The organism is Methyloparacoccus murrellii, assembly GCF_054657115.1.
This window is the reverse complement of the sequence record NZ_BAAHXD010000003.1, coordinates 67025-93611: the sequence shown is the minus strand read 5'-3', so window position 1 is coordinate 93611 and position 26587 is coordinate 67025. Positions and strand designations below refer to the sequence as shown.

At 60.2% G+C, this 26587-nt stretch carries 22 protein-coding genes and 1 pseudogene; 18 read left to right on the top strand and 5 right to left on the bottom strand.

All coding sequences use genetic code 11. The features are described from left to right. Positions 1–8: 8 nt before the first annotated feature. The 7 genes from ACYQ1H_RS01555 to ACYQ1H_RS01525 all read left to right on the top strand — a co-directional run bounded on the left by ACYQ1H_RS01555 (position 9) and on the right by ACYQ1H_RS01525 (position 11502). Complete coding sequence (locus tag ACYQ1H_RS01555) at positions 9–1796, top strand: GmrSD restriction endonuclease domain-containing protein (RefSeq protein ID WP_460026299.1); 1788 nt, start codon at positions 9–11, stop codon at positions 1794–1796. Next, positions 1793–2587, top strand: a complete 795-nt coding sequence (locus tag ACYQ1H_RS01550; RefSeq protein WP_014603588.1) for a DUF4391 domain-containing protein — start codon at positions 1793–1795, stop codon at positions 2585–2587. Before ACYQ1H_RS01555 ends, ACYQ1H_RS01550 begins: the two co-directional genes overlap by 4 nt. Positions 2588–2613: 26 nt before the next feature. Then, positions 2614–4611, top strand: coding sequence for a site-specific DNA-methyltransferase (locus ACYQ1H_RS01545; protein ID WP_460026298.1), 1998 nt, complete (start codon positions 2614–2616; stop codon positions 4609–4611). 8 nt (positions 4612–4619) lie between these two features. Beyond that, on the top strand, positions 4620–5735 hold the full coding sequence (locus ACYQ1H_RS01540) for a Fic family protein (RefSeq protein ID WP_341692446.1): 1116 nt from the start codon (positions 4620–4622) through the stop codon (positions 5733–5735). A 114-nt stretch (positions 5736–5849) separates the two neighbouring features. Next, on the top strand, positions 5850–8855 hold the full coding sequence (locus tag ACYQ1H_RS01535; RefSeq protein WP_460026297.1) for a type III restriction-modification system endonuclease: 3006 nt from the start codon (positions 5850–5852) through the stop codon (positions 8853–8855). A 56-nt stretch (positions 8856–8911) separates the two neighbouring features. Then, positions 8912–10792 carry an ATP-dependent endonuclease gene (locus tag ACYQ1H_RS01530; RefSeq protein ID WP_003158915.1) on the top strand — a complete coding sequence of 627 codons (1881 nt, stop codon included), beginning with the start codon at positions 8912–8914 and terminating at the stop codon, positions 10790–10792. A 2-nt stretch (positions 10793–10794) separates the two neighbouring features. Further along, complete coding sequence (locus ACYQ1H_RS01525) at positions 10795–11502, top strand: DUF2130 domain-containing protein (protein WP_460026296.1); 708 nt, start codon at positions 10795–10797, stop codon at positions 11500–11502. A gap of 6 nt (positions 11503–11508) precedes the next feature. Here the strand turns inward: ACYQ1H_RS01525 and merR are convergent, their stop codons facing one another. Next, positions 11509–11943 (bottom strand): mercury resistance transcriptional regulator MerR, encoded by a 435-nt coding sequence (gene merR / locus ACYQ1H_RS01520; RefSeq protein ID WP_003131969.1) that lies wholly within the window; start codon positions 11941–11943, stop codon positions 11509–11511. Between the two features lie 71 nt (positions 11944–12014). Here merR and merT point away from each other — a divergent pair, with 71 nt between their 5' ends. The 6 genes from merT (at position 12015) to ACYQ1H_RS01490 (ending at position 15892) form a co-directional block, all read left to right on the top strand. Beyond that, positions 12015–12365, top strand: a complete 351-nt coding sequence (gene merT / locus ACYQ1H_RS01515) for a mercuric ion transporter MerT (RefSeq protein ID WP_003131974.1) — start codon at positions 12015–12017, stop codon at positions 12363–12365. Positions 12366–12377: 12 nt separating this feature from the next. Beyond that, entirely contained in the window at positions 12378–12653 is a 276-nt protein-coding gene (gene merP / locus ACYQ1H_RS01510) for a mercury resistance system periplasmic binding protein MerP (protein ID WP_003131987.1), read from the top strand. Positions 12654–12724: 71 nt separating this feature from the next. Then, complete coding sequence (gene merA, locus ACYQ1H_RS01505; protein ID WP_003158917.1) at positions 12725–14410, top strand: mercury(II) reductase; 1686 nt, start codon at positions 12725–12727, stop codon at positions 14408–14410. Between the two features lie 17 nt (positions 14411–14427). Beyond that, positions 14428–14793, top strand: coding sequence for a mercury resistance co-regulator MerD (gene merD / locus ACYQ1H_RS01500; RefSeq protein WP_000995360.1), 366 nt, complete (start codon positions 14428–14430; stop codon positions 14791–14793). Next, the gene (merE, locus tag ACYQ1H_RS01495) at positions 14790–15026 is read left to right on the top strand and encodes a broad-spectrum mercury transporter MerE (protein ID WP_003132004.1); all 237 of its coding nucleotides are present in this window, start codon (positions 14790–14792) and stop codon (positions 15024–15026) included. Before merD ends, merE begins: the two co-directional genes overlap by 4 nt. Next, positions 15023–15892, top strand: a complete 870-nt coding sequence (locus ACYQ1H_RS01490) for a putative bifunctional diguanylate cyclase/phosphodiesterase (protein WP_003160808.1) — start codon at positions 15023–15025, stop codon at positions 15890–15892. Before merE ends, ACYQ1H_RS01490 begins: the two co-directional genes overlap by 4 nt. A 139-nt stretch (positions 15893–16031) precedes the next feature. On the opposite strand, the gene ACYQ1H_RS01485 is transcribed toward ACYQ1H_RS01490, so the two are convergent. The 4 genes from ACYQ1H_RS01485 to ACYQ1H_RS01470 form a co-directional block, all read right to left on the bottom strand. Then, positions 16032–16796 carry an IS6-like element IS6100 family transposase gene (locus ACYQ1H_RS01485; RefSeq protein ID WP_023464298.1) on the bottom strand — a complete coding sequence of 255 codons (765 nt, stop codon included), beginning with the start codon at positions 16794–16796 and terminating at the stop codon, positions 16032–16034. Positions 16797–16835: 39 nt separating this feature from the next. After that, entirely contained in the window at positions 16836–17042 is a 207-nt protein-coding gene (locus ACYQ1H_RS01480; protein ID WP_033896018.1) for a hypothetical protein, read from the bottom strand. A 127-nt stretch (positions 17043–17169) separates the two neighbouring features. Then, positions 17170–18009 carry a sulfonamide-resistant dihydropteroate synthase Sul1 gene (gene sul1 / locus ACYQ1H_RS01475; protein WP_000259031.1) on the bottom strand — a complete coding sequence of 280 codons (840 nt, stop codon included), beginning with the start codon at positions 18007–18009 and terminating at the stop codon, positions 17170–17172. Next, entirely contained in the window at positions 18003–18350 is a 348-nt protein-coding gene (locus ACYQ1H_RS01470) for a quaternary ammonium compound efflux SMR transporter QacE delta 1 (RefSeq protein WP_000679427.1), read from the bottom strand. The genes sul1 and ACYQ1H_RS01470 overlap by 7 nt, the downstream gene beginning before the upstream one ends. 244 nt (positions 18351–18594) lie before the next feature. Between ACYQ1H_RS01470 and intI1 the strand changes: the two genes are divergently transcribed. From intI1 to ACYQ1H_RS01445, 5 genes and pseudogenes are all read left to right on the top strand, one after another. Then, positions 18595–19608 carry a class 1 integron integrase IntI1 gene (gene intI1, locus ACYQ1H_RS01465; protein WP_000845048.1) on the top strand — a complete coding sequence of 338 codons (1014 nt, stop codon included), beginning with the start codon at positions 18595–18597 and terminating at the stop codon, positions 19606–19608. A gap of 100 nt (positions 19609–19708) precedes the next feature. Continuing rightward, positions 19709–20002 (top strand): DUF3330 domain-containing protein, encoded by a 294-nt coding sequence (locus ACYQ1H_RS01460; protein ID WP_072266023.1) that lies wholly within the window; start codon positions 19709–19711, stop codon positions 20000–20002. A gap of 130 nt (positions 20003–20132) precedes the next feature. Beyond that, complete coding sequence (locus ACYQ1H_RS01455) at positions 20133–20693, top strand: recombinase family protein (protein WP_003124096.1); 561 nt, start codon at positions 20133–20135, stop codon at positions 20691–20693. 2 nt (positions 20694–20695) lie between these two features. Then, positions 20696–23428 (top strand): annotated as a pseudogene (locus tag ACYQ1H_RS01450) (Tn3 family transposase); the annotation flags it as partial. Between the two features lie 145 nt (positions 23429–23573). Next, positions 23574–26489, top strand: a complete 2916-nt coding sequence (locus ACYQ1H_RS01445) for a Tn3-like element IS1071 family transposase (protein ID WP_003158660.1) — start codon at positions 23574–23576, stop codon at positions 26487–26489. Positions 26490–26587 lie beyond the last annotated feature (98 nt).

The following is a 26587-nucleotide window of genomic DNA, read 5'->3' as shown; positions in this document are numbered from 1 at the left end:
GGACCCGCATGAGCTTTCGCACCGCCGAACCCGCATTGAAAGATGTCCTCGATGGAATCGCATCGGGGCAGATCCAGCTTCCTGACTTCCAACGCGGCTGGGTGTGGGATGACAACCATATTCGGTCGTTGATCGCGAGCCTCTCGCTGTCCTACCCGATCGGCGCGGTCATGTTTCTGGAAGCAGGCGGGGTACCGTTCAAGCCCCGACTGTTTGCCGGCGTCAACCTGCAGCCCGCGCCAACTCCAAAGACCCTCGTACTTGATGGTCAGCAACGCCTGACCTCGATGTACCTGGCGCTGCGCAGCGGCCAGTCCGTGCCGACGCGCACGGAGAAAGGCGCGAACATTCGCCGCCTGTATTTCCTTGACATGGCCCAATGCCTAGACGAATCGGCAGACCGCGAAGAAGCCGTTCTCTCGGTGCCGGAGACGCTGCAAGTCACTTCCGATTTCGGTCGCAAGGTTGAGCTGGACGTCAGCACGCCAGACTTGCAATACAGCCAACGCCTCTTCCCTGTGGCATTGCTTTTCGATATTCAGGGTTTCATGGCTTGGGAAAGCGGCTTCAGCGCCCATCACCAGTTCGCAGCGGAAGCGATGCAGTTCATGCAACGATTCCGCAACGACATCTGGCTACGCTTCCAGCAGTTCAAGGTTCCCGCCATCGAACTGACCCAGGACACGCCACGCGAAGCTGTGTGCCAAGTGTTCGAGAAGGTCAATACCGGCGGCGTGACGCTCACCGTTTTCGAGCTGATGACGGCCACCTTCGCAGCCGATGAATTCAATCTGCGTGACGACTGGGAGGCCCGGCGGGAGCGGTTGACCGCCAAGCATGACGTGCTCACGGCGGTGGATGGCACCAGCTTTCTCACCGCAGTGACTCTGCTAGCCAGTTATCAAAGGCACAAGGCACAGGGCACGCCCGTCAGTTGCAAGCGCGCCGACGTGCTGCGGCTGCCGTTGGCGGATTTCAAGGCGTTCGAACCCGCGCTGGAGCAAGGGTTCAAGCGCGCAGCAGAGTTGCTTGCAGAAGAAAAAATCTTCGACGACCGAAGCCTTCCCTATGCCACACAGCTCATACCGTTGTCGGCCATCTGCGCTCACCTGGCAGACCGCACGACGCAACACGGCGTCAAACAGAAGCTGCTGCGCTGGTACTGGAGTGGTGTGCTTGGCGAACTGTACGGTGGCGCCAACGAAACCCGTTTTAGCATGGACATCCAGGATGTGGTCGCCTGGGTCGAAGGCGGCAGCGAACCGCGCACGGTCCGCGATGCCAACTTCGCACCGACAAGGCTGCTCTCCCTGCAAAGCCGCCTCGCTGCGGCCTACAAAGGGCTGGCCGCCTTGCTCATGAAGCACGGTGGCCGTGATTTCGCCAGCGGCACGCCCATTGATCTCAATACCTACTTCAACAACGCCATCGACATCCACCACGTCTTTCCCCGCGCCTGGTGCGAAAAGCAGAAGCTGCCCAAGGAAAAGTGGAACAGCGTGGTCAACAAGGCGCCGCTGGCGGCAGGCACCAACCGCTTCATCAGTGGCGATGCCCCCAGCGTCTACCTCGCCCGTATCCAGAAGGCCAAGCAGGTTGCCCCCGACAGTCTCGATGAGTTCCTGACTTCGCATGTGATTCCGGTACAGGCACTTCGCTCGGACGACTTTGATACTTTCATCCGCCAACGCGCTGCTGCGCTGTTGAAGCTCATCGAACAGGCCATGGGCAAAGCCATTGCCGGACGCGACAGCGAAGAAACCATCAAGGCCTTTGGCGCGGAACTGTCGTCATGAACCGGACGGATGTCGTTGCAGCACTGTGTCTTCCCGACAGCGCACGGGTGGATCAGCGCGTCCCCAAGAAGCTGTTGCTGGAGAACGGTGCGCCCACGGCATCCGACAAGCGCCTGATCACGGACGCCATTGAAGAAATCCAGTGGCTTGCCGCACTCAAGCCCAACACCATTGGCGTACCCAGCTACCGGGACGCGCAGCGTGAATACCTGGAAGTCACCGTGCTTGGCTTGACCCTGCGTGGCACCGTCAAGCCCGCCAGTCTCGCTCGCCTTGCCGAATTGATGCATCGGGCCGTGCCGTATCCCGTGTTGCTGCTTGTGCAAGGCCAGGCACTGACCCTCTCGCTGGCGCACAAACGCTGGGCGCAGAACGAGGCAGGTAAGGTCGTGCTCGACGGCGACCCCGTGTTGGCCTCGCTGCCCCACGCAACCGAAGATACCGCCGCAGTGGAAGACGCAATAGCCCCCGAAATCGAGCGCGCCTTCGTGCAGTCCCTGTCGATTGCACGCCAACCCCAGACCACGCTGCATGCCCTTTATCAGGGTTGGATGGAGCGCGTGTGGGCCTTGCAGGCGGCACGGCTGACGGGAACCTACCAGGCTGACACAACCCCGGAACAAGCGGCTGCCCGCTGGCAGGCGCTGGCTGATTGTGAGCGGCTGGAGAACGAGATCGGCCGCCTGCGAGCGCAAGCCACCAAGGAAAAACAACTGGCGCGCCAGGTAGAACTGAACCTGACGCTCAAGCGCATCCAGGCCGAACTGGCCGCTGCGCGCCGACAACTTTGAAGATTGAACGAATGACGGAGAAGACCATGGAAAAACTCACGGCAGCCAGCCCCGAAGCCCAGTCCGCCGACTTGGTGGCGGCAAATATCGAACAGCTCAAGGCCCTGTTCCCGGAATTGATTACCGAAGGCGCGGACGGCGTGGCGGTGAATGTGGACGTGCTCAAGGCGTTGGTGGGTGATGCCAGCGTGACCGACGCCGATGAGAAGTACGGCCTCAACTGGCACGGCAAGCGCCGTGCCCGGCAACTGGCGCTCACACCCAGCACGGGCACGCTACGCCCTTGCCCGGAAGAGAGTGTAGATTGGGACAGCACCCAGAATCTGATGATCGAGGGCGACAACCTTGAAGTGCTCAAACTGCTGCAAAAGAGCTATGCCGGCAAGGTCAAGCTGATCTACATCGACCCGCCATACAACACCGGAAAGGATTTTGTGTACCCGGACAACTTCCAGGACAACATTAAGAACTATCTGGAATTGACCGGGCAGGTGGAGGGCGGACAGAAGATCAGCAGCAATACTGAAGCCAGCGGGCGTTTCCATACCGACTGGCTGAATATGATGTATCCGCGATTGAAGTTAGCTCGGAATCTTTTGCGTGATGATGGCGCACTGTTTATCAGCATTGACGACGGCGAGATCGACAACCTAAAGAAGGCATGCTGCGAAATATTTGGCGAGGAGACTTTCGTTGGAATCCTATCGGTTTTGGTCAATCCGCGAGGCCGTCATCTCGATAAGTACATCGCACAAACACATGACAACATCGCGGTCTTTGTAAAAGACCCTGATGTGGCCGGGAGCATCGTCGGCATGGCGAAAGAAGGAGCCATGCTGGAGGAATATGACAAAGAGGATGAGCATGGCAGGTATCGTGAGCTGGGACTTCGTAATCGAAACCAGGCGTTCAATCCGGTCACGCGCCCGAATTTGTTCTACCCGATCTATGTGGAGTCTTCAACCGGTAGAGTGTCCATAACCCAAGATGATGTGTTTACAGAAAAGGTCCTTCCAGTAACTGCTGACGGCGTAGAAACCTGCTGGACCTGGGGGCGTGAAAAAGTCGAAGCAGATAACGATCTGCTCATCGCAAGCCAGATGAGCGATGGCACTTGGCGAGTTTTTCGGAAGGACTATCTGAACGGCGAAGATGGTGAAACGGCAACTACGTTGGTCAAATCAATCTGGCTCGATAAAGAGTTCAATAATGATTATGGGCGCAAGTCAGTCAAGGACTTGCTTGGCGCGCCAGTGATGGATTTTCCAAAGTCCCCATTCTTAATTCAGAGAATCGTGTCGATCGCATCCGGATCGAGCGACATTGTCATGGATTTTTTTGCAGGCTCAGGAACCACTGGGCACTCAGTTCTGGCACAGAACGCAACTGATGGCGCGAAGCGGCGATTCATCATGGTTCAGTTGCCAGAGGCTCTTAGCACAGAGAACAAGGAGCAGAAGGTTGCAGCCGAGTTCTGCGATGATCTGCAAAGGCCTCGCACGATTGCTGAAATAACCAAAGAGCGCATCCGCCGCGCCGCCGCCAAGGTCAAAGCCGACAACCCGCTGTTTGCCGGCGATACCGGCTTCCGCGTCTTCAAGCTTGACCACTCCAATATCCGCGCCTGGAACCCCAATCCGGCTGATCTGGAAGCCTCGTTGTTCGACCACCAGGATCATTTGCTCGAAGGTCGCTCTGAGGCGGACGTGCTCTACGAACTGCTGCTCAAGCTAGGCCTCGACCTGTGCGTGCCCATCGAACAGCGCAGCATCGAAGGGCTGGATGTGCATGCCATCGGCGGCGGCGTGCTGCTGGCATGCCTGGCCGAAAAAATCACCCGTGAGCAGGTGGAGCCACTCGCCCAAGGCATCATCGCCTGGCACAAAGAGCTGGCCCCCGCTGGCCCGGCTGGAAAAGAAAGCACCTGCGTGTTCCGCGACAGCGCCTTTGAAAACGATGTCGCCAAGACCAATATGGCGGCGATTCTGCAACAGCACGGCATCGCCACCGTGCGCAGTCTGTGAGGCCCGCCATGCAGCCCTATGTGCCCGACGCATTACCCCTGAGCGAGCTGGATTACCGCCTGCTGCTGCCCTTGGTGGGCCAGGCCAATGCCGCGCTGGCCCGTTATGACGGCTTGCTGGCGGGCATCCCCAATCCGGCGGTGATGCTCTCGCCGCTGACCACCCAGGAAGCGGTGCTGTCGTCGAAAATCGAGGGCACCCAGGCCACCGTGGACGAGGTGCTGGAGCAGGAAGCGGGCTTGCTCAAGGAGGGCGAGAAATACAAGGACATCCAGGAAATTTCCAATTACCGCCACGCCTTGTTCAAGGCGCGGGAGTATCTGGAGGTGTACCCGATCCGCCTTGGTTTTGTGCGCGAGTTGCATCGCATTCTGATGAACAGCGTGCGCGGCCAGGACAAGACGCCCGGCGAATTTCGCCTCGATCAGAACTGGATCGGTCGCCAGGGCTGCAGCATGGAGCAGGCAACATTCGTGCCGCCCAACCCGTTACAGCTGCCTGACTATCTGCAGGCATGGGAGCTGTACCTGGATAGCGATGACGTGGACTTTTTGCTGCAGGTGGCGGTGGTTCATGCGCAGTTCGAGTTGCTGCACCCGTTCAAGGACGGTAATGGCCGTATTGGCCGCATTCTGATCCCCCTGTTTCTCTACCAGAAGCGCGCGCTGTCGCAGCCGATGTTCTACCTGTCCGAGTATCTGGAAAATCATCGGGACGAGTATTACCAACGGCTCAAGGCGATCTCCGCCGAGTGCGATTGGGATGGCTGGATTGTCTTTTTCCTGCGCGCCATCATTGAACAGGCCAGCCAGAACATTCGCCGGGTGGAAGCCATCAAGACGCTCTACGACGAGATGAAGACGGCCATTCAGGAAACCACCCGTTCCCAATACTCGGTGCACTTGCTGGACGCCATTTTCAGCAAGCCCATTTTCCGCACCTCGGATCTGGCGCAGCAGCTGGCGGCGGACTATGGCATTCACGACAAGACCGCCCCCGCGTTGCTGCGGCAGTTGCGCGATGCCGGCATTTTGCGCGAGCTGCAGCCCGGCAGTGGTCGCCGTGCCGCCACCCTGTGCTTTCCCCGCTTGATCAACCTTGCCGAAGGCCGGGAGGTTCTATGACGGGCTTGTGTAGCGGCTGGACTCCACAAAGATGCTTGTGGAGTCTGATTGTATTTTTGCGCTCCGCAAACGTGTTTGTGTCGTTTGCGGACTCCACAACGACCAGGATGGCCCATGAAGCTGCATTTTGAACCCGATCTCGACTACCAGCTTCAGGCCATCGAGGCGGTCTGCGACCTGTTCCGCGGCCAGGAGCAGTGCCGCACCGAATTCACGGTGACCATGAGGCTGCCCGACGAGGCGCAGATGTCGCTGGATGTGGCGCAGTCTGACCTTGGCATGGGCAACCGCTTGACCCTGCTGGACGATGAACTGCTCAAGAACCTGTCAGACATCCAGTTGCGCGGTGGCCTGCCGCCCTCCAGCTCGCTGACCTCGGGCGATTTCACGGTGGAGATGGAAACCGGCACCGGCAAGACCTATGTGTACCTGCGCACGATTTTCGAGCTGAACAAGCGCTACGGCTTCAGCAAGTTCGTGATCGTGGTGCCGTCAGTGGCGATCAAGGAAGGCGTCTACAAAACCCTGCAAATCACCGAGGAGCACTTCAAGGGGCTCTACGCGGGCGTGCCCTTCGATTTCTTCCTGTACGACTCGGCCAAGCCGGGGCCGGTGCGCAACTTTGCCACCAGTTCCAACATCCAGATCATGGTGGTGACGGTGGGCGCCATCAACAAGAAGGATGTGAACAACCTCTACAAGGAGAGCGAGAAGACCGGTGGCGAGAAGCCCATTGACCTGATCAAGGCGACCCGGCCGATCATCATCGTGGATGAACCGCAAAGCGTGGACGGCGGCCTGGAAGGCCGTGGCAAGGAAGCGCTGGATGCGATGAACCCGCTGTGCACACTGCGCTATTCCGCCACCCACGTGGACAAGCACCACATGGTGTACCGCCTGGATGCGGTGGATGCCTACGAGCGCAAGCTGGTCAAGCAGATCGAAGTGGCGTCGGCCACGGTAGAGGACGCGCACAACAAGCCTTTCGTGCGCCTGGTGAAGGTGGAAAACAAGCGCGGTCGCATCAGCGCCAAGGTTGAGCTGGATAAACAGACCGCCACCGGCGTGCAGCGGGTGGAGGTGACGGTCAGCGATGGCGACGACCTCCAGCAGAGCGCCGATGGCCGCGCGATCTACGCCGATTTTCGGGTGGGCGAGATCAACACGGCCAAAGGTGAAGAGTTCATGGAGCTGCGCTACCCCGGCGGCGAAGTGTTTTTGCAGCCGGGCCAAGCCCACGGTGATGTGGATGCGCTGGCCGTGCAGCGCGAGATGATCCGCCGCACGATCAAGGAACACCTGGACAAGGAGAAGCACCTGCGCCCGCTGGGGATCAAGGTGCTCAGCCTGTTCTTCATCGACGCGGTGGACAAATACCGCCAATACGACGCAGACGGGCAGCCGGTCAAGGGCGTGTATGCGCAGATATTCGAGGAAGAGTATCGTCGCGCCGCCAAGCTGCCGGCCTATCAGAGCTTGTTCGCCGAGATCGACCTGGCGTTTGCCGCCGAGGACGTGCACAACGGCTACTTCTCCATCGACAAGAAAGGCGGTTGGACCGACACCGCGGAGAACAATGCGGGCAACCGGGAGAATGCCGAGCGCGCCTACAACCTGATCATGAAGGAGAAGGAAAAGCTGCTGTCCTTCGGCACGCCGCTGAAGTTCATCTTCTCCCACTCCGCGCTCAAGGAAGGCTGGGACAACCCCAACGTGTTCCAGATTTGCACCTTGCGTGACATTCAGACCGAGCGCGAGCGCCGCCAGACCATTGGTCGCGGCCTGCGCCTGTGCGTCAACCAGGATGGCGAGCGGGTACGGGGCTTCGAGGTCAACACCCTGACCGTGGTGGCCACGGAAAACTACGAACAGTTTGCCGAAAACCTGCAGAAGGAAATCGAGAAAGACACAGGCATCCGCTTTGGCATTGTGGAGCAGCATCAATTTGCCGCCATTGCCGTGACTGGCGCTGATGGGCACGCCGCACCGCTGGGCATCGAGCAATCAAAGGCACTGTGGGAGCACCTGAAAGCCGCCGGCCATATAGATGCCAAAGGCAAGGTGCAGGATTCACTGAAAACGGCGCTGAAGAACGGCACCTTGGAACTGCCGGCCGAGTTTGATGCGCAGAAAGCCCAGATTGCTGAAGTGCTGCGCAAGGTGTCGGGCCGGCTGGACATCAAGAATGCCGATGAGCGCAGGCAAGTGCCGCTGCGCAAGGGTAAGGATGGCAAGGTCGTTTATCTGAGCGACGAGTTCAAGGCACTGTGGGACCGCATCAAGCACCAGACAACGTACCGCGTGCAGTTCGATAACGCCAAGCTGGTGACGGATTGCATCGCAGCGTTGCAGAAGGCCCCGGTGATTGCCAAAGCACGGCTGCAATGGCGCAAGGCCGACATCTCTATCGGCAAGGCGGGTGTCGCCGCGACGGAGAAAGCGGGCGCGGCGACCGTGGTGCTGGACGAGGCGGATATTGAGCTGCCGGATTTGCTGACCGACCTGCAGGATCGCACCCAGCTCACCCGACGCACCATCGTCAGCATCCTGACGGGAAGCGGCCGCCTGGACGACTTCAAGCGCAATCCGCAGCAGTTCATCGAATTGACCGCCGAAACCATCAACCGTTGCAAGCGCTTGGCCCTGGTCGATGGCATCAAGTACCAGAAGCTCGGCGACCAGCATGTCTATGCGCAGGAGCTGTTCGAGAAGGAGGAACTGACCGGTTATCTGAAGAACATGCTGTTGGATACCCAGAAGTCGATCTACGAGCACGTGGTGTACGACTCGACCCCAGAGCGGGATTTTGCCAACGGGCTGGAGAAGAACGAGGCCATCAAGCTCTACGCCAAGCTGCCGGGCTGGTTCAAGGTGCCCACCCCACTGGGCAGCTACAACCCCGACTGGGCCGTGCTGGTGGAAGAAGACGGTGCTCAGCGCCTGTACTTCGTGGTGGAAACCAAGAGCAGCCTGTTCACCGACGACCTGCGCGACAAGGAAAGCGCCAAGATCGAATGCGGCAAGGCGCATTTCACTGCGCTGGCGGTTGGTGAGAACCCCGCCCGGTATGTGGTTGCGCGCTCCGTTGACGATCTTTTGACCGAGGCGGCAAAAGGATAGGTTCTGTCGCTGTCACGGCGAGAGACGACACAAAACACAAGGAGCAGAGACCCGAAATGAAGATCCAATCCGTTCGCATCCGAAACTTTCGCACGTTGAAAGACGTGACGATTCCGTTCGATTCCGTCACGACCTTCATCGGGCCGAACGGTGCCGGCAAGTCAACGGTGCTTCGTGCGCTCGACTGGTTCTTCAACGGCAAACCCGGCTCGCTGACGGAGAAGGATTGCTCTTTTGGGGCGACTGACGAAGACATCGAGGTTCAGGTCACCTTCGCAGACCTCACCGAAAAGGATCGCGAGGCACTTGGCAAGTACGCGCCGGAAGGAGTTGCCACGTTCACCGCATGGAAGCGCCGATCTCCCGATGGCACCGATGTGCTCTCCGCCAATGCAAAGGGATTTCCGGCTTTAAATGCCATCAAGGCAGCAGGCGGTGCGACTGCGAAGAAAGAGCTGTATGCCACTCTCCGGCGCGAGCGCCCGGAGCTTGACCTTCCTGCGGCGAATACTGGTCCAGCCGTCGAGCAGGCGATGACAACTTGGGAGGCGGCTCACACTGATCAACTGCTCGATGCGCCCGAGGCTTTGCAAACCAATTTCTTCGGTTTCAACAGCGGCGGCAAGATGAGCGGGCTCTTCGACTTCGTCCTGGTTACGGCAGACCTTCGGGCAAGTGAAGAGTCCATCGACGGCAAGGCAAGCATCATTGGGCGAATCCTTGAGCGCTCGATTGACCGAACTGCCGCTGATGAGGCAATCGCGGAAATCGTTGCGGAGTCACGGGCAAAGCAGCAACAAGTCTACGAAGAGAAGTTCAAGGAGCAACTTGGGGCCATCACAACGCAGCTCAACGAGGTCGTCACAACCTATGCGCCAGGCCGGGCAATCACGGTTTCTCCGGCTGAGGTGGAACTCAAGGCACCTCGCACGACGTTCGACGTGGCCGTGCTCGACGGCACCACCGAGACTGCGGTGGAGCGGCAGGGACACGGCTTTCAGCGCACGCTGCTGATCTCGGCTCTGCAACTCTTGGCGCAGTCGGGCGCAGCCTCGGCCGAGGGAGTCATCTGCCTGGCGATCGAGGAGCCGGAACTTTTCCAGCACCCGATCCAGGCGCAGACCTTTGCGAAGGTGCTCAGGTCGCTCGCCGAAGATGCTGGCAAGCGCATCCAGGTGACCTATGCGACGCATAGCCCCTACTTCCTGGAGGCTCGACATTTCCATCAAGTCAGACGGCTGACGAGATCCGCTGACGAAGTCCCGGTGGTGACGGTCCACTTTGCCACGGTTGAGGATGTGAAGGCCAGGCTGAATGGAACAGTGGATGGCGATGTGGTCGATCGCAGGCTCGACCATAACGTGGCCGACCAGCTTGCCATAGCACTCTTCGCGAATCGCGCATTTCTTGTGGAGGGGACAACCGAATCTGCTGTGTTCTACGGTATTGGAGATAGAACTTCCCCCGGCGCCCTTGAGGCAGCAGGAATTTCTATCGTTTCTGTGGGCAGCAAGACATCGATACCCCTCGCGCATGCGATTTTGAAATCTATTGGTGTGCCAGTCTACGCACTGTTTGATGCAGACGGTGGATTTGAAGCGCGAGCCAAAGCCAAAAACAAAAAGCAAGATGACATAGATCGGGAGCGCAACAATCATGCGGTAGAGAACTGCAGATTAATGCGGTACTTCGGCTTGCCTGAAGAAGATTTTCCATCCGCCACCATTTCCGACGTCGCGGCCATTTTTGATGATCATCTTGAAGCGTTTCTGTCTGCGAACTGGGGTGAGTGGATAACTGCCTGCAATAGTGTTGAGGCTGATACCGGAATAAATCTATCGAAAAACCAACTCGCATACCGGACTGCAACACTCCGGTCGGGAGGAGTGGTGCCAGAAATGCTTAAGCAGATTCTTGTCAAGGTGGAGGGTAAGTAATCATGCATGAAATCATCTGCCCTCACTGCGGGAAGGCATTCAAGATCGATGAAGTTGGGTACGCGGACATTCTGAAGCAGGTTCGAGATAGCGATTTCGAGAAGCAGTTGCATGAGCGGCTAGAGTTGGCCGAGCAGGGAAAGCGCAATGCGGTCGAACTAGCTGAAGCCAAGATTGCCAACGAATTGCAGAAGACCTCGTCTGCCAAGGACGCCGAGATCCAGGAGCTGAAGGCCAGGCTTGATGCTGGCGAAGTTGCGCGGCAACTTGCCGTGGCCGAGGCTTTGAGCGCGGTGGAAAAAGAGCGTGACACGCTTGCAAATGAATTGGAACAAGCGAAGCGTGACAAGCAAGCCGTATCCAAGTTGGCAGAGGTCACGCTCATGAGCGAAGTGCAAAAAGCCGCTGCAGCGAAGGAGTCGGAGATACAGGAACTCAAGGCGAAGCTTGACGCTGTTGTCATCGAGAAGAAGCTCGCGATTACCGAAGCAGTCGGCGCGGTCGAGAAAGAATGTGACGAATTGAAGAGCGGCTTGCAGCGGGTAGAACTTGAAAAGCATCTCGCCGAGAAATCTTTGAAAGAAAAGTACGAGACGCAGATCAAGGATCGTGATGACGCAATCGAGCGCCTACGGGACATGAAGGCGCGACTATCGACCAAGATGGTGGGCGAAACTCTTGAGGGGGTCGTCTCAGAAAACGGAAAATAAAGCACGCTAAGGCATAGCCGAACCTGCCAAGCTTGCTCCACCCTGTAGTGACGCGATCAGCGGGCAGGAAACGTTCCCCCTTCGCGCATGGCAGGCGCACACCAACTCAGACAGCACGGCCTCCATGCGCGCCAGGTCAGCCATTTTCTCGCGCACGTCCTTGAGCTTGTGCTCGGCCAGACTGCTGGCTTCCTCGCAATGGGTGCCATCCTCCAGCCGCAGCAGCTCGGCGATCTCATCCAGGCTGAAGCCCAGCCGCTGGGCTGATTTCACGAAGCGCACCCGCGTTACATCCGCCTCGCCATAGCGGCGGATGCTGCCATAGGGCTTGTCAGGCTCCAGCAACAAGCCCTTGCGCTGATAGAAACGGATGGTCTCCACATTGACCCCGGCCGCCTTGGCGAAAACGCCAATGGTCAGGTTCTCCAAATTGTTTTCCATATCGCTTGACTCCGTACATGAGTACGGAAGTAAGGTTACGCTATCCAATTTCAATTCGAAAGGACAAGCGCATGTCTGAACCAAAAACCGGGCGCGGCGCGCTCTTCACTGGAGGGCTTGCCGCCATCCTCGCCTCGGCTTGCTGCCTCGGGCCGTTGGTTCTGATCGCCTTGGGGTTCAGCGGCGCTTGGATCGGCAACTTGGCGGTGTTGGAACCCTATCGCCCCATCTTTATCGGCGTGGCGCTGGTGGCGTTGTTCTTCGCCTGGCGGCGCATCTACCGGCAGGCAGCGGCCTGCAAACCGGGTGAGGTCTGCGCGATTCCCCAAGTGCGAGCTACTTACAAGCTCATTTTCTGGATCGTGGCCGCGCTGGTTCTGGTCGCGCTCGGATTTCCCTACGTCATGCCATTTTTCTACTGATCGGAGTTCACCATGAAGAAACTGTTTGCCTCCCTCGCCCTCGCCGCCGTTGTTGCCCCCGTCTGGGCCGCCACCCAGACCGTCACGCTGTCCGTACCGGGCATGACCTGCTCCGCCTGCCCGATCACTGTCAAGAAGGCGATTTCCAAGGTCGAAGGCGTCAGCAAAGTTGACGTGACTTTCGAGACACGCCAAGCGGTCGTCACCTTCGACGATGCCAAGACCAGCGTGCAGAAGCTGACCAAGGCAACCGCAGACGCGGGCTATCCGTCCAGCGTCAAGCAGTGAGTCACTGAAAACGGCACCGCAGCACAACGGACGTCATTGTCTGGCGCCACAAACGATAAAGGATCTGTTGCATGACCCATCTAAAAATCACCGGCATGACTTGCGACTCGTGCGCGGCGCACGTCAAGGAAGCGCTGGAAAAAGTGCCAGGCGTGCAGTCGGCGCTGGTGTCCTATCCGAAGGGCACAGCGCAACTCGCCATCGTGCCGGGCACATCGCCGGACGCGCTGACTGCCGCCGTGGCCGGACTGGGCTACAAGGCAACGCTAGCCGATGCGCCACTGGCGGACAACCGCGTCGGACTGCTCGACAAGGTGCGGGGATGGATGGCCGCCGCCGAAAAGCACAGTGGCAACGAGCCCCCGGTGCAGGTAGCGGTCATTGGCAGCGGTGGAGCCGCGATGGCGGCGGCGCTGAAAGCCGTCGAGCAAGGCGCGCAGGTCACGCTGATCGAGCGCGGCACCATCGGCGGCACCTGCGTCAATGTCGGCTGTGTGCCGTCCAAGATCATGATCCGCGCCGCCCACATCGCCCATCTGCGCCGGGAAAGCCCGTTCGATGGCGGTATTGCGGCAACTGTGCCTACGATTGACCGCAGTAAGCTGCTGGCCCAGCAGCAGGCCCGCGTCGACGAACTGCGGCACGCCAAGTACGAAGGCATCCTGGGCGGTAATCCGGCCATCACCGTTGTGCACGGTGAGGCGCGCTTCAAGGACGACCAGAGCCTTACCGTCCGTTTGAACGAGGGTGGCGAGCGCGTCGTGATGTTCGACCGCTGCCTGGTCGCCACGGGTGCCAGCCCGGCGGTCCCGCCGATTCCGGGCTTGAAAGAGTCACCCTACTGGACTTCCACCGAGGCCCTGGCGAGCGACACCATTCCCGAACGCCTTGCCGTAATCGGCTCGTCGGTGGTGGCGCTGGAGCTGGCGCAAGCCTTTGCCCGGCTGGGCAGCAAGGTCACGGTCCTGGCGCGCAATACCTTGTTCTTCCGTGAAGACCCGGCCATCGGCGAGGCGGTGACAGCCGCTTTCCGTGCCGAGGGCATCGAGGTGCTGGAGCACACGCAAGCCAGCCAGGTCGCCCATATGGACGGTGAATTCGTGCTGACCACCACGCACGGTGAATTGCGCGCCGACAAACTGCTGGTTGCCACCGGTCGGACACCGAACACGCGCAGCCTCGCGCTGGACGCAGCGGGGGTCACTGTCAATGCGCAAGGTGCCATCGCCATCGACCAAGGCATGCGCACGAGCAACCCGAACATCTACGCGGCCGGCGACTGCACCGACCAGCCGCAGTTCGTCTATGTGGCGGCAGCGGCCGGCACCCGTGCCGCGATCAACATGACCGGCGGCGATGCGGCGCTCGACCTGACCGCAATGCCGGCCGTGGTGTTCACCGATCCGCAAGTGGCGACCGTGGGCTACAGCGAGGCGGAAGCCCACCACGACGGGATCGAGACCGACAGCCGCACCTTGACCTTGGACAACGTGCCGCGTGCGCTCGCCAACTTCGACACACGCGGCTTCATCAAGTTGGTTATCGAGGAAGGCAGCCATCGGCTGATCGGCGTACAGGCGGTCGCGCCGGAAGCGGGTGAACTGATCCAGACGGCGGCTCTGGCCATTCGCAACCGCATGACGGTGCAGGAACTGGCCGACCAGTTGTTCCCCTACCTGACGATGGTCGAGGGGTTGAAGCTCGCGGCGCAGACCTTCAACAAGGATGTGAAGCAGCTTTCCTGCTGCGCCGGGTGAGAAAAAGGAGGTGTTCAATGAACGCCTACACGGTGTCCCGGCTGGCTCTTGATGCCGGGGTGAGCGTGCATATCGTGCGCGACTACCTGCTGCGCGGATTGCTGCGCCCGGTGGCGTGCACACCAGGCGGCTACGGCTTGTTCGATGACGCCGCCTTGCAACGGCTGTGCTTCGTGCGGGCGGCCTTCGAGGCGGGCATCGGCCTCGACGCGCTGGCGCGGCTGTGCCGGGCGCTGGATGCGGCGGACGGCGACGAAGCGGCCGCGCAGCTTGCCCTGCTGCGTCAGTTCGTCGAGCGTCGGCGCGAAGCGTTGGCCGATCTGGAAGTGCAGTTGGCCACCCTGCCGACCGAGCCGGCACAGCACGCGGAGAGTCTGCCATGAACAACCCCGAGCGCTTGCCGTCCGAGACGCACAAACCGATCACCGGCTACCTGTGGGGCGGACTGGCTGTGCTGACTTGCCCCTGCCACCTGCCCATCCTCGCTGTCGTGCTGGCCGGCACAACCGCCGGTGCTTTCCTCGGCGAGCATTGGGTCATCGCGGCGCTCGGTTTGACCGGCCTGTTCCTTCTGTCCCTGTCGCGGGCGTTGCGGGCATTCAGGGAAAGAGAATGAGCGCTTTCCGGCCGGATGGATGGACGACGCCGGAACTGGCCCAAGCGGTCGAGCGCGGGCAGCTTGAACTGCACTACCAGCCCGTCGTCGATCTGCGCAGTGGTGGGATTGTCGGCGCGGAAGCCCTGTTGCGCTGGCGTCATCCGACGCTTGGACTATTGCCACCGGGCCAGTTCCTGCCCGTGGTCGAATCGTCCGGCCTGATGCCTGAAATCGGCGCTTGGGTGCTGGGCGAAGCCTGCCGCCAGATGCGTGACTGGCGAATGCTGGCATGGCGACCGTTCCGGCTGGCCGTCAATGTTTCGGCGAGCCAAGTGGGACCGGACTTCGACGGGTGGGTAAAGGGCGTGCTGGCTGATGCCGAGTTGCCCGCCGAGTATCTCGAAATCGAGCTGACCGAATCGGTCGCGTTTGGTGATCCGGCGATCTTCCCCGCCCTGGACGCCTTGCGGCAGATCGGTGTGCGCTTCGCCGCCGATGACTTCGGGACGGGGTATTCCTGTCTGCAACATCTGAAGTGCTGCCCAATCAGCACGCTCAAGATCGACCAATCGTTTGTCGCCGGGCTCGCCAACGACCGCCGCGACCAAACCATCGTGCACACCGTGATTCAGCTTGCGCACGGGCTGGGCATGGATGTGGTGGCTGAAGGCGTGGAAACATCGGCGAGTCTTGATCTATTGCGACAAGCGGACTGCGACACAGGACAAGGCTTCCTGTTCGCGAAGCCAATGCCGGCGGCGGCATTCGCCGTCTTCGTCAGTCAATGGAGGGGTGCCACCATGAATGCAAGTGACTCTGTCATTTTCAGAAGACGACTGCACCAGTTGATTGGGCGTAATGGCTGTTGTGCAGCCAGCTCCTGACAGTTCAATATCAGAAGTGATCTGCACCAATCTCGACTATGCTCAATACTCGTGTGCACCAAAGCGAGGTGAGCATGGCGACGGAGGCTCTGTTGCAAAGATTGGCGGCAGTCAGAGGTAGGCTGTCGCTCTGCGCCGATCAGGCGGCTGCTGCGAAATGGTGGTTGAGCATGCCCATGGCCTCCGTCAGCGCCGAGGGCCCAATGCCAAAAGCTCTCTCCACAAGGCGCACCTCGCCCCTGATGCCGGGCTGCAGGCACCAGGGGCGAGCCTGTCCTTTGCGCAGGGCTCGCATGACTTCGAATCCCTTGATCGTGGCATAGGCCGTGGGGATCGATTTGAAACCGCGCACCGGCTTGATCAGTATCTTGAGCTTTCCGTGATCGGCCTCGATCACGTTATTGAGATACTTCACCTGCCGGTGGGCCGTCTCCCGGTCCAGCTTTCCTTCGCGCTTCAATTCGGTGATCGCTGCACCATAGCTCGGCGCTTTGTCGGTATTGAGCGTGGCAGGCTTTTCCCAGTGCTTCAGGCCTCGCAGGGCCTTGCCCAGGAACCGCTTCGCTGCCTTGGCGCTGCGGGTCGGCGACAGGTAGAAATCGATCGTGTCGCCCCGCTTGTCGACTGCCCGGTACAGGTAGGTCCACTTGCCCCGCACCTTGACGTAGGTTTCATCCAGGCGCCAGCTCGGATCAAAGCCACGCCGCCAGAACCAGCGCAGCCGCTTCTCCATCTCCGGGGCGTAGCGCTGGACCCAGCGATAGATCGTCGTATGGTCGACCGAAATGCCGCGTTCCGCCAGCATTTCCTCAAGGTCGCGATAGCTGATCGGATAGCGACAATACCAGCGCACCGCCCACAGGATCACATCACCCTGGAAATGGCGCCACTTGAAATCCGTCATCGTTCCGTCCGTCCAATCTCCGCCAAGCATGCTCAAGCTTCACGATTTTTGCAACAGAGCCCTCGCGACTAGGAGCTCGGATCTCAGGACGAAGGTCTCCGCGAATGTCCGGTCGATCCGCGCGACGTCCCAGGCGGGCGTTCCCTTGGCGGACATCCACGCCGCAGCGTCGTGCATCAGCCGCACAACCTCGTCGATATCACCCGAGCAGGCGACCCGAACGTTCGGAGGCTCCTCGCTGTCCATTCGCTCCCCTGGCGCGGTATGAACCGCCGCCTCATAGTGCAGTTTGATCCTGACGAGCCCAGCATGTCTGCGCCCACCTTCGCGGAACCTGACCAGGGTCCGCTAGCGGGCGGCCGGAAGGTGAATGCTAGGCATGATCTAACCCTCGGTCTCTGGCGTCGCGACTGCGAAATTTCGCGAGGGTTTCCGAGAAGGTGATTGCGCTTCGCAGATCTCCAGGCGCGTGGGTGCGGACGTAGTCAGCGCCATTGCCGATCGCGTGAAGTTCCGCCGCAAGGCTCGCTGGACCCAGATCCTTTACAGGAAGGCCAACGGTGGCGCCCAAGAAGGATTTCCGCGACACCGAGACCAATAGCGGAAGCCCCAACGCCGACTTCAGCTTTTGAAGGTTCGACAGCACGTGCAGCGATGTTTCCGGTGCGGGGCTCAAGAAAAATCCCATCCCCGGATCGAGGATGAGCCGGTCGGCAGCGACCCCGCTCCGTCGCAAGGCGGAAACCCGCGCCTCGAAGAACCGCACAATCTCGTCGAGCGCGTCTTCGGGTCGAAGGTGACCGGTGCGGGTGGCGATGCCATCCCGCTGCGCTGAGTGCATAACCACCAGCCTGCAGTCCGCCTCAGCAATATCGGGATAGAGCGCAGGGTCAGGAAATCCTTGGATATCGTTCAGGTAGCCCACGCCGCGCTTGAGCGCATAGCGCTGGGTTTCCGGTTGGAAGCTGTCGATTGAAACACGGTGCATCTGATCGGACAGGGCGTCTAAGAGCGGCGCAATACGTCTGATCTCATCGGCCGGCGATACAGGCCTCGCGTCCGGATGGCTGGCGGCCGGTCCGACATCCACGACGTCTGATCCGACTCGCAGCATTTCGATCGCCGCGGTGACAGCGCCGGCGGGGTCTAGCCGCCGGCTCTCATCGAAGAAGGAGTCCTCGGTGAGATTCAGAATGCCGAACACCGTCACCATGGCGTCGGCCTCCGCAGCGACTTCCACGATGGGGATCGGGCGAGCAAAAAGGCAGCAATTATGAGCCCCATACCTACAAAGCCCCACGCATCAAGCTTTTGCCCATGAAGCAACCAGGCAATGGCTGTAATTATGACGACGCCGAGTCCCGACCAGACTGCATAAGCAACACCGACAGGGATGGATTTCAGAACCAGAGAAAGAAAATAAAATGCGATGCCATAACCGATTATGACAACGGCGGAAGGGGCAAGCTTAGTAAAGCCCTCGCTAGATTTTAATGCGGATGTTGCGATTACTTCGCCAACTATTGCGATAACAAGAAAAAGCCAGCCTTTCATGATATATCTCCCAATTTGTGTAGGGCTTATTATGCACGCTTAAAAATAATAAAAGCAGACTTGACCTGATAGTTTGGCTGTGAGCAATTATGTGCTTAGTGCATCTAACTTTGTTTTAGGGCGACTGCCCTGCTGCGTAACATCGTTGCTGCTCCATAACATCAAACATCGACCCACGGCGTAACGCGCTTGCTGCTTGGATGCCCGAGGCATAGACTGTACAAAAAAACAGTCATAACAAGCCATGAAAACCGCCACTGCGCCGTTACCACCGCTGCGTTCGGTCAAGGTTCTGGACCAGTTGCGTGAGCGCATACGCTACTTGCATTACAGTTTACGAACCGAACAGGCTTATGTCCACTGGGTTCGTGCCTTCATCCGTTTCCACGGTGTGCGTCACCCGGCAACCTTGGGCAGCAGCGAAGTCGAGGCATTTCTGTCCTGGCTGGCGAACGAGCGCAAGGTTTCGGTCTCCACGCATCGTCAGGCATTGGCGGCCTTGCTGTTCTTCTACGGCAAGGTGCTGTGCACGGATCTGCCCTGGCTTCAGGAGATCGGAAGACCTCGGCCGTCGCGGCGCTTGCCGGTGGTGCTGACCCCGGATGAAGTGGTTCGCATCCTCGGTTTTCTGGAAGGCGAGCATCGTTTGTTCGCCCAGCTTCTGTATGGAACGGGCATGCGGATCAGTGAGGGTTTGCAACTGCGGGTCAAGGATCTGGATTTCGATCACGGCACGATCATCGTGCGGGAGGGCAAGGGCTCCAAGGATCGGGCCTTGATGTTACCCGAGAGCTTGGCACCCAGCCTGCGCGAGCAGCTGTCGCGTGCACGGGCATGGTGGCTGAAGGACCAGGCCGAGGGCCGCAGCGGCGTTGCGCTTCCCGACGCCCTTGAGCGGAAGTATCCGCGCGCCGGGCATTCCTGGCCGTGGTTCTGGGTTTTTGCGCAGCACACGCATTCGACCGATCCACGGAGCGGTGTCGTGCGTCGCCATCACATGTATGACCAGACCTTTCAGCGCGCCTTCAAACGTGCCGTAGAACAAGCAGGCATCACGAAGCCCGCCACACCGCACACCCTCCGCCACTCGTTCGCGACGGCCTTGCTCCGCAGCGGTTACGACATTCGAACCGTGCAGGATCTGCTCGGCCATTCCGACGTCTCTACGACGATGATTTACACGCATGTGCTGAAAGTTGGCGGTGCCGGAGTGCGCTCACCGCTTGATGCGCTGCCGCCCCTCACTAGTGAGAGGTAGGGCAGCGCAAGTCAATCCTGGCGGATTCACTACCCCTGCGCGAAGGCCATCGGTGCCGCATCGAACGGCCGGTTGCGGAAAGTCCTCCCTGCGTCCGCTGATGGCCGGCAGCAGCCCGTCGTTGCCTGATGGATCCAACCCCTCCGCTGCTATAGTGCAGTCGGCTTCTGACGTTCAGTGCAGCCGTCTTCTGAAAACGACAGACTCGACCACCACCAGTTGCTGCGTGTGCTGCAAGGAAATCCCGCTCGATGCCGCCTTCACCCCGGAAGGCGCGGAATACGTCGAGCACTTCTGCGGGTTGGAGTGTTATCAACGCTTCGAAGCGCGTGCCAAGACAGGGAACGAAACCGATGCCGATCCGAACGCCTGCGACTCGCTACCGTCAGATTGAGGCATACCCTAACTTGGCGTCAGACCATCCGGCGCTAAATCGTCAGAATAGAGTTGCCTTCCGAATTGATTGACATGCGCCGTCAAGGGTCATAGATTTCTTCCTGACACATTTCCCTCAGGAGGATACCTTGCACGGTCAGCGCATCGGTTACGTCCGCGTCAGCAGCTTCGACCAGAACCCAGAACGGCAGCTCGAACAGATCCAGGTGGATAAAGTGTTCACCGACAAGGCGTCGGGCAAGGACACACGGCGGCCCGAACTGGAACGGCTGCTCGCCTTCGTGCGCGAAGGCGACACGGTCGTGGTGCACAGCATGGATCGTCTGGCGCGCAACCTCGACGACCTGCGCCGCCTGGTGCAGGGCCTCACCCAGCGCGGCGTACGCATCGAGTTCCTTAAGGAGCATTTGACCTTCACCGGCGAGGACTCGCCGATGGCGAACCTGATGCTGTCGGTAATGGGCGCGTTCGCCGAGTTCGAACGCGCCTTGATCCGCGAGCGGCAGCGCGAGGGCATCGCGCTCGCCAAGCAGCGCGGGGCCTACCGTGGCAGGAAGAAATCCCTGTCGTCTGAGCGTATTGCCGAACTGCGCCAACGTGTCGAGGCTGGCGAGCAAAAGACCAAGCTGGCTCGTGAATTCGGAATCAGTCGCGAAACCCTGTATCAATACTTGAGAACGGATCAGTAAATATGCCACGTCGTTCAATCCTGTCCGCCGCCGAGCGCGAAAGCCTGCTGGCGTTGCCGGACACCAAGGATGAGTTGATCCGTCACTACACGTTCAGCGAAACCGACCTCTCCATCATCCGGCAGCGGCGCGGCCCGGCCAACCGGCTGGGCTTCGCCGTGCAGCTCTGTTACCTGCGCTTTCCTGGTGTCATCCTGGGCGTCGATGAGCCGCCGTTTCCGCCCTTGTTGAAACTGGTCGCCGACCAGCTCAAGGTCAGCGTCGAAAGCTGGGACGAATACGGGCAGCGGGAGCAGACCCGGCGCGAGCACCTGGTCGAACTGCAAACGGTGTTCGGCTTCCAGCCCTTTACCATGGGCCACTACCGGCAGGCCGTCCAGTTGCTGACCGAGATGGCCTTGCAGACCGACAAGGGCATCGTGCTGGCCAGCACCTTGATCGAGCACCTGCGGCAGCAGTCGGTCATTCTGCCTGCCCTCAACGCCGTCGAGCGGGCGAGCGCCGAAGCAATCACCCGCGCCAACCGGCGCATCTACGATGCCTTGGCCGAACCGCTGTCGGACGCGCATCGCCGCCGCCTCGACGATCTGCTCAAGCGTCGGGACAACGGCAAAACGACCTGGCTGGCCTGGCTGCGCCAATCGCCCGTCAAACCGAATTCGCGGCACATGCTGGAACACATCGAACGCCTCAAAGCGTGGCAGGCGCTCGACCTGCCTTCTGGCATCGAGCGGTCGGTGCACCAGAACCGCCTGCTCAAGATCGCCCGTGAGGGTGGCCAGATGACGCCCGCCGACCTGGCCAAGTTCGAGGCGCAGCGACGCTATGCCACCCTGGTGGCGCTTGCCATCGAGGGCATGGCCACCGTCACCGACGAAATCATCGACCTGCACGACCGCATCCTGGGCAAGCTGTTCAACGCCGCCAAGAACAAGCATCAGCAGCAATTCCAGGCGTCCGGCAAGGCGATCAACGCCAAGGTGCGGTTGTTCGGCCGCATCGGCCAGGCGCTGATCGAGGCCAAGCAGGCGGGCCGCGATCCGTTCGCCGCCATCGAGGCCGTCATGTCCTGGGATGCCTTCGCCGAGAGCGTCACCGAAGCGCAGAAGCTTGCGCAGCCCGAGGACTTCGATTTCCTGCACCGCATCGGCGAAAGCTACGCCACGCTGCGCCGCTACGCGCCGGAATTCCTTGCCGTGCTCAAGCTGCGGGCCGCTCCCGCCGCGAAGGACGTGCTCGACGCCATCGAGGTGCTGCGCGGCATGAACAGCGACAACGCCCGCAAGGTGCCCGCCGACGCGCCGACCGAGTTCATCAAGCCGCGCTGGCAGAAGCTGGTCATGACCGACACCGGCATCGACCGGCGCTACTACGAACTGTGCGCGCTGTCGGAGATGAAGAACGCGTTGCGTTCCGGCGACATCTGGGTGCAGGGGTCGCGCCAGTTCAAGGACTTCGAGGACTACCTGGTGCCGCCCGCGAAATTCGCCAGCCTCAAGCAGGCCAGCGAATTGCCGCTGGCCGTGGCCACCGACTGCAACCGGTACCTGAACGACCGGCTGACGCTGCTGGAAACACAGCTTGCCACCGTCAACCGTATGGCGACGGCCAACGAGCTGCCGGACGCCATCATCACCGAGTCAGGCTTGAAGATCACGCCGCTCGACGCGGCGGTACCCGACACCGCCCAAGCGCTGATCGACCAGACGGCAATGATCCTGCCGCACGTCAAGATCACCGAACTGCTGCTGGAGGTGGACGAATGGACGGGCTTCACTCGGCATTTCGCGCATCTGAAATCGGGCGACCCGGCCAAAGACAAGAACCTGTTGCTGACCACGATCCTCGCCGACGCGATCAACCTGGGCCTGACCAAGATGGCGGAGTCTTGCCCCGGCACGACCTACGCCAAGCTGGCTTGGCTGCAAGCCTGGCACATCCGCGACGAAACCTACGGGGCGGCGCTGGCCGATCTGGTCAACGCACAGTTCCGCCATCCCTTCGCCGAGCACTGGGGCGACGGCACCACCTCATCGTCGGACGGCCAGAACTTCCGCACCGGCAGCAAGGCCGAGAGCACCGGCCACATCAACCCGAAATACGGGAGCAGCCCAGGGCGGACGTTCTACACCCACATTTCTGACCAGTACGCGCCATTTCACACCAAGGTCGTGAACGTCGGCGTGCGCGATTCGACCTACGTGCTCGACGGCCTGCTGTACCACGAGTCCGACTTGCGGATCGAGGAGCATTACACCGACACGGCGGGCTTCACCGATCACGTCTTCGCCCTGATGCACCTCCTGGGCTTCCGCTTCGCGCCGCGCATCCGCGACCTGGGCGACACCAAGCTCTACATCCCGAAGGGCGACGCCGCCTATGACGCGCTGAAACCCATGATCGGCGGCACGCTCAACATCAAGCACGTCCGCGCCCATTGGGACGAAATCCTGCGGCTGGCCACCTCGATCAAGCAGGGCACGGTGACGGCCTCCCTGATGCTCCGAAAGCTCGGCAGCTACCCACGCCAGAACGGCCTGGCCGTGGCGCTCCGCGAGCTGGGCCGCATCGAGCGCACGCTGTTCATCCTGGACTGGCTGCAAAGCGTGGAACTGCGCCGCCGCGTGCATGCCGGCCTGAACAAGGGCGAGGCGCGCAATGCGCTGGCCAGGGCAGTGTTTTTCAACCGCCTGGGTGAAATCCGCGACCGCAGTTTCGAGCAGCAGCGCTACCGGGGGGTCTCCTCGTTTTCAGTGCAATAAGTGACGGTACGCAAAGCTAGCACTGGCGCGGGGGTGGTCTGGGTAGACCGTTGATTTCATTGACTTTCCTGTTCGCTTTGTAAACGGGTATGGTGGCCTCCCACTTTTGAGGTTCACGATGCAGGGTTGGCACACAACGTTTTTGGGGATGCGTGGGCTCCCCCGCGATATCAGCGACTTCGAGATGAAGGCATTTTTCACCTTCGATGGTGCCGAGCGCGACGCAATCAATGCACGCCGAGGTGATTCCCACAAGCTTGGTCTGGCGCTCCATATTGGTTTCCTGCGCATGAGTGGGCGTTTGCTCGGTGCCTTTCGGGTAATTCCAGTAGCCTTGTGGCGCCACCTTGGCAACGAGCTTGGCATTGCAGCACCAGAAGTCGCCTCGCTGAGAGCCATGTATGAACGCGGGCGCACGCTATTCGATCACCAACAAGTAGCCTGCACGGTCCTTGGATTCCAGTGGATGAGCGAGCACCAGCGCCGCTCACTGGTACGTGAACTGCGCGACGAAGTGGCGCGCTGCGCCGACCGCGATCAGCTACTCGTGCGGGCGCGTCAATGGCTGTACAAGAACAAGCTGGTGATCGTGCACGAGCGGGCAATTCGGACACTGATTGCGGCGGCACTTGCCCAGCTTGAAGTTGAAACAGGCACCGCCATCGCCGCCAGCGTTGATCCAGCAACACTTGATCGCTGGCGAGCCTCAGTTTCAGAGCTGCGCCCAGATGGACAAACCCAGCAGAGTTGGCTATGGGCTGCACCGGCGAAACACTCAACCCGCCAAATCAGCGAGGTACTGGAGCGCATCGACCTGCTTTACACGCTGGACGTTCATAAGCACCTGGCAGACATCCCCGATCTCATCTTGCGCCGCTACGCGCGCCGACTTGTCTCCAGGCCGCCCTCAGCCGGAGCCAAGATCAAAGAGCCAGCGCGCACCGTGGAGGTCGCATGCTTTCTTCGGTATTGCCTGTTCACCACCACAGACCAGTTGATCCTTATGGTGCAGCGCCGGATCGCCGATCTGTGGCGTCAGGCTGCCGCCGATGTCCCCGCTACCGTCAATTGGGCCGCAATGTACAAAACGCTGCTCGGCGAACTTGTTGCCTTGAGCGCGCAAGGTGCGGTGCCAGATGCTGAGTTGCGTGCCCGTCTTGAAGCCTTGATCACCGAAACCCAGAAACGCAAACCACCGAGCAGGGCCTCCCTGGTCCGCGAGGGATTGATTGATGGAATTCGCCCCGTGCGGTCGTTGCTCGTCGCCATTGCAAAGCTGCCCTGGCAGGCCACCGGCGAGCATCCTGCCATCGAGTACCTTGCCAAGCTGCAAGCTTTATATCTCAAAGGATCCAGAAAGCTGCCAGTTGAAGTGGTGGCACCAAGTCTGGGAATGATCTGGCAGGTTTCGATCTCCAGCCCAGACCGGGAACGGGCGTTTCAGGCGTTGGAGGTGGCCACCCTGTTTGCCCTGCGCCGCGCGGTGCGCAATGGCTCGGTCTGGATTGAGCACAGCCTGAGCTTTCGGGGTCGTGCGCGCTTGTTCTTCACGGACGAGCGTTGGCAGGCAGAGTCCAAGAAACACTATGCCCGTCTATCGTTACCCAGCAAGGCTGCCACTTTCTTGAAGCCTTTGCTGGCCAGAGTAACTGCCGGTGTCGATGCGGTGGCCGCTGCAGCCCGCAGTGGCGTACTGCGCGTGGATGATGAACTCCATTTGTCGCCATTGCCCGCAGAGGACGAAGACCCAGAAGTGACCAAGCTGCGCGCGGCTTTGGATCACCGCATCGGTGAGGTTCAATTGCCGGAAGTGATTCTGGCCGTTGACGCCCAGGTGCGCTTTAGCTGGATCATGCTCGGACGTGAGCCGCGCTCTACCGACGAGCTGCTGATGGTCTATGCCGGCATCATGGCCCACGGCACCAGTCTGACTGCGGTCGAATGCGCGCGCATGATTCCGCAATTGTCTGCCACCAGCATTCGCCAGGCCATGCGCTGGGCGCGGGACGAACGGCGTCTGAGCCAGGCCTGCCAGGCTGTGCTGGAATTCATGCAGCGACACCCGATTGCCGCCACCTGGGGGCGGTCCGATTTGGCATCTTCTGACATGATGACCATGGAGACCACCAAACGGGTGTGGCAAGCCCGGCTTGATCCTCGGCGCAACACACCTTCCATTGGAATCTACTCCCATGTAAAAGACCGGTGGGGCATCTTCCATGCGCAGCCCTTTGTGCTCAATGAGCGCCAGGCGGGCGTGGCCATTGAAGGTGTCATCCGCCAAGAAAAGCTGGAGACCAGCCAGCTTGCTGTGGATACCCATGGCTACACCGACTTTGCCATGTCACATGCCCGTTTGCTTGGTTTTGATCTTTGCCCGCGGTTGAAGGAACTCAAACAGCGCCACCTCTTTGTGCCACGCGGCACCAAAGTGCCCGCAGAAATCGCTGCGGTGTGCGAAGCCAATGTCGACGTCGCTTTGATCGAAAAGCATTGGGATAGTCTGGTGCACCTGGCAGCCTCGGTCATGAGCGGACATGCCAGTGCGGTGGCAGCTCTTGCGCGGTTCGGTTCTGCCGCCCAGGGCGATCCAATCTATGAGGCTGGCGTGCAATTGGGGCGGTTGCTGCGTACGGCGTTTTTGGCTGACTACTTTGTCAAGGACGCTTTCAGGAACGAGTTGCGCCGGGTGCTCAATCGGGGCGAGGCTGTTAACGCCCTCAAGCGCGCCATTTATACCGGCCGGATCAGCCCGGCGCAGGCCAAACGTGTCGATGAAATGCAGGCTGTGGCCGATGCGTTGAGCCTGATGGCCAACATCGTGATGGCGTGGAATACCTCACAGATGCAGGCGGTCCTGGATCGCTGGTCGAACCGCCGCCAGGTCATTCCACCGGAACTGATCGGGAAGATTGCGCCCACCAGGCTGGAGAGCATCAACTTGCGGGGTGTGTTTCGCTTCCCGGTTGACCGCTATGCTGACCAAATCCTGCCTTCGCGGCCAAATGCATCGATAACTGGCACCAATGGATGAAACCGACCACGGTTTGACGCCACGAATCGCAGATTTGAAAGTGAACAGGAAAGTCAATGAAATCAACGATCTACCAACACCACCTCCGCGCCAGTGCT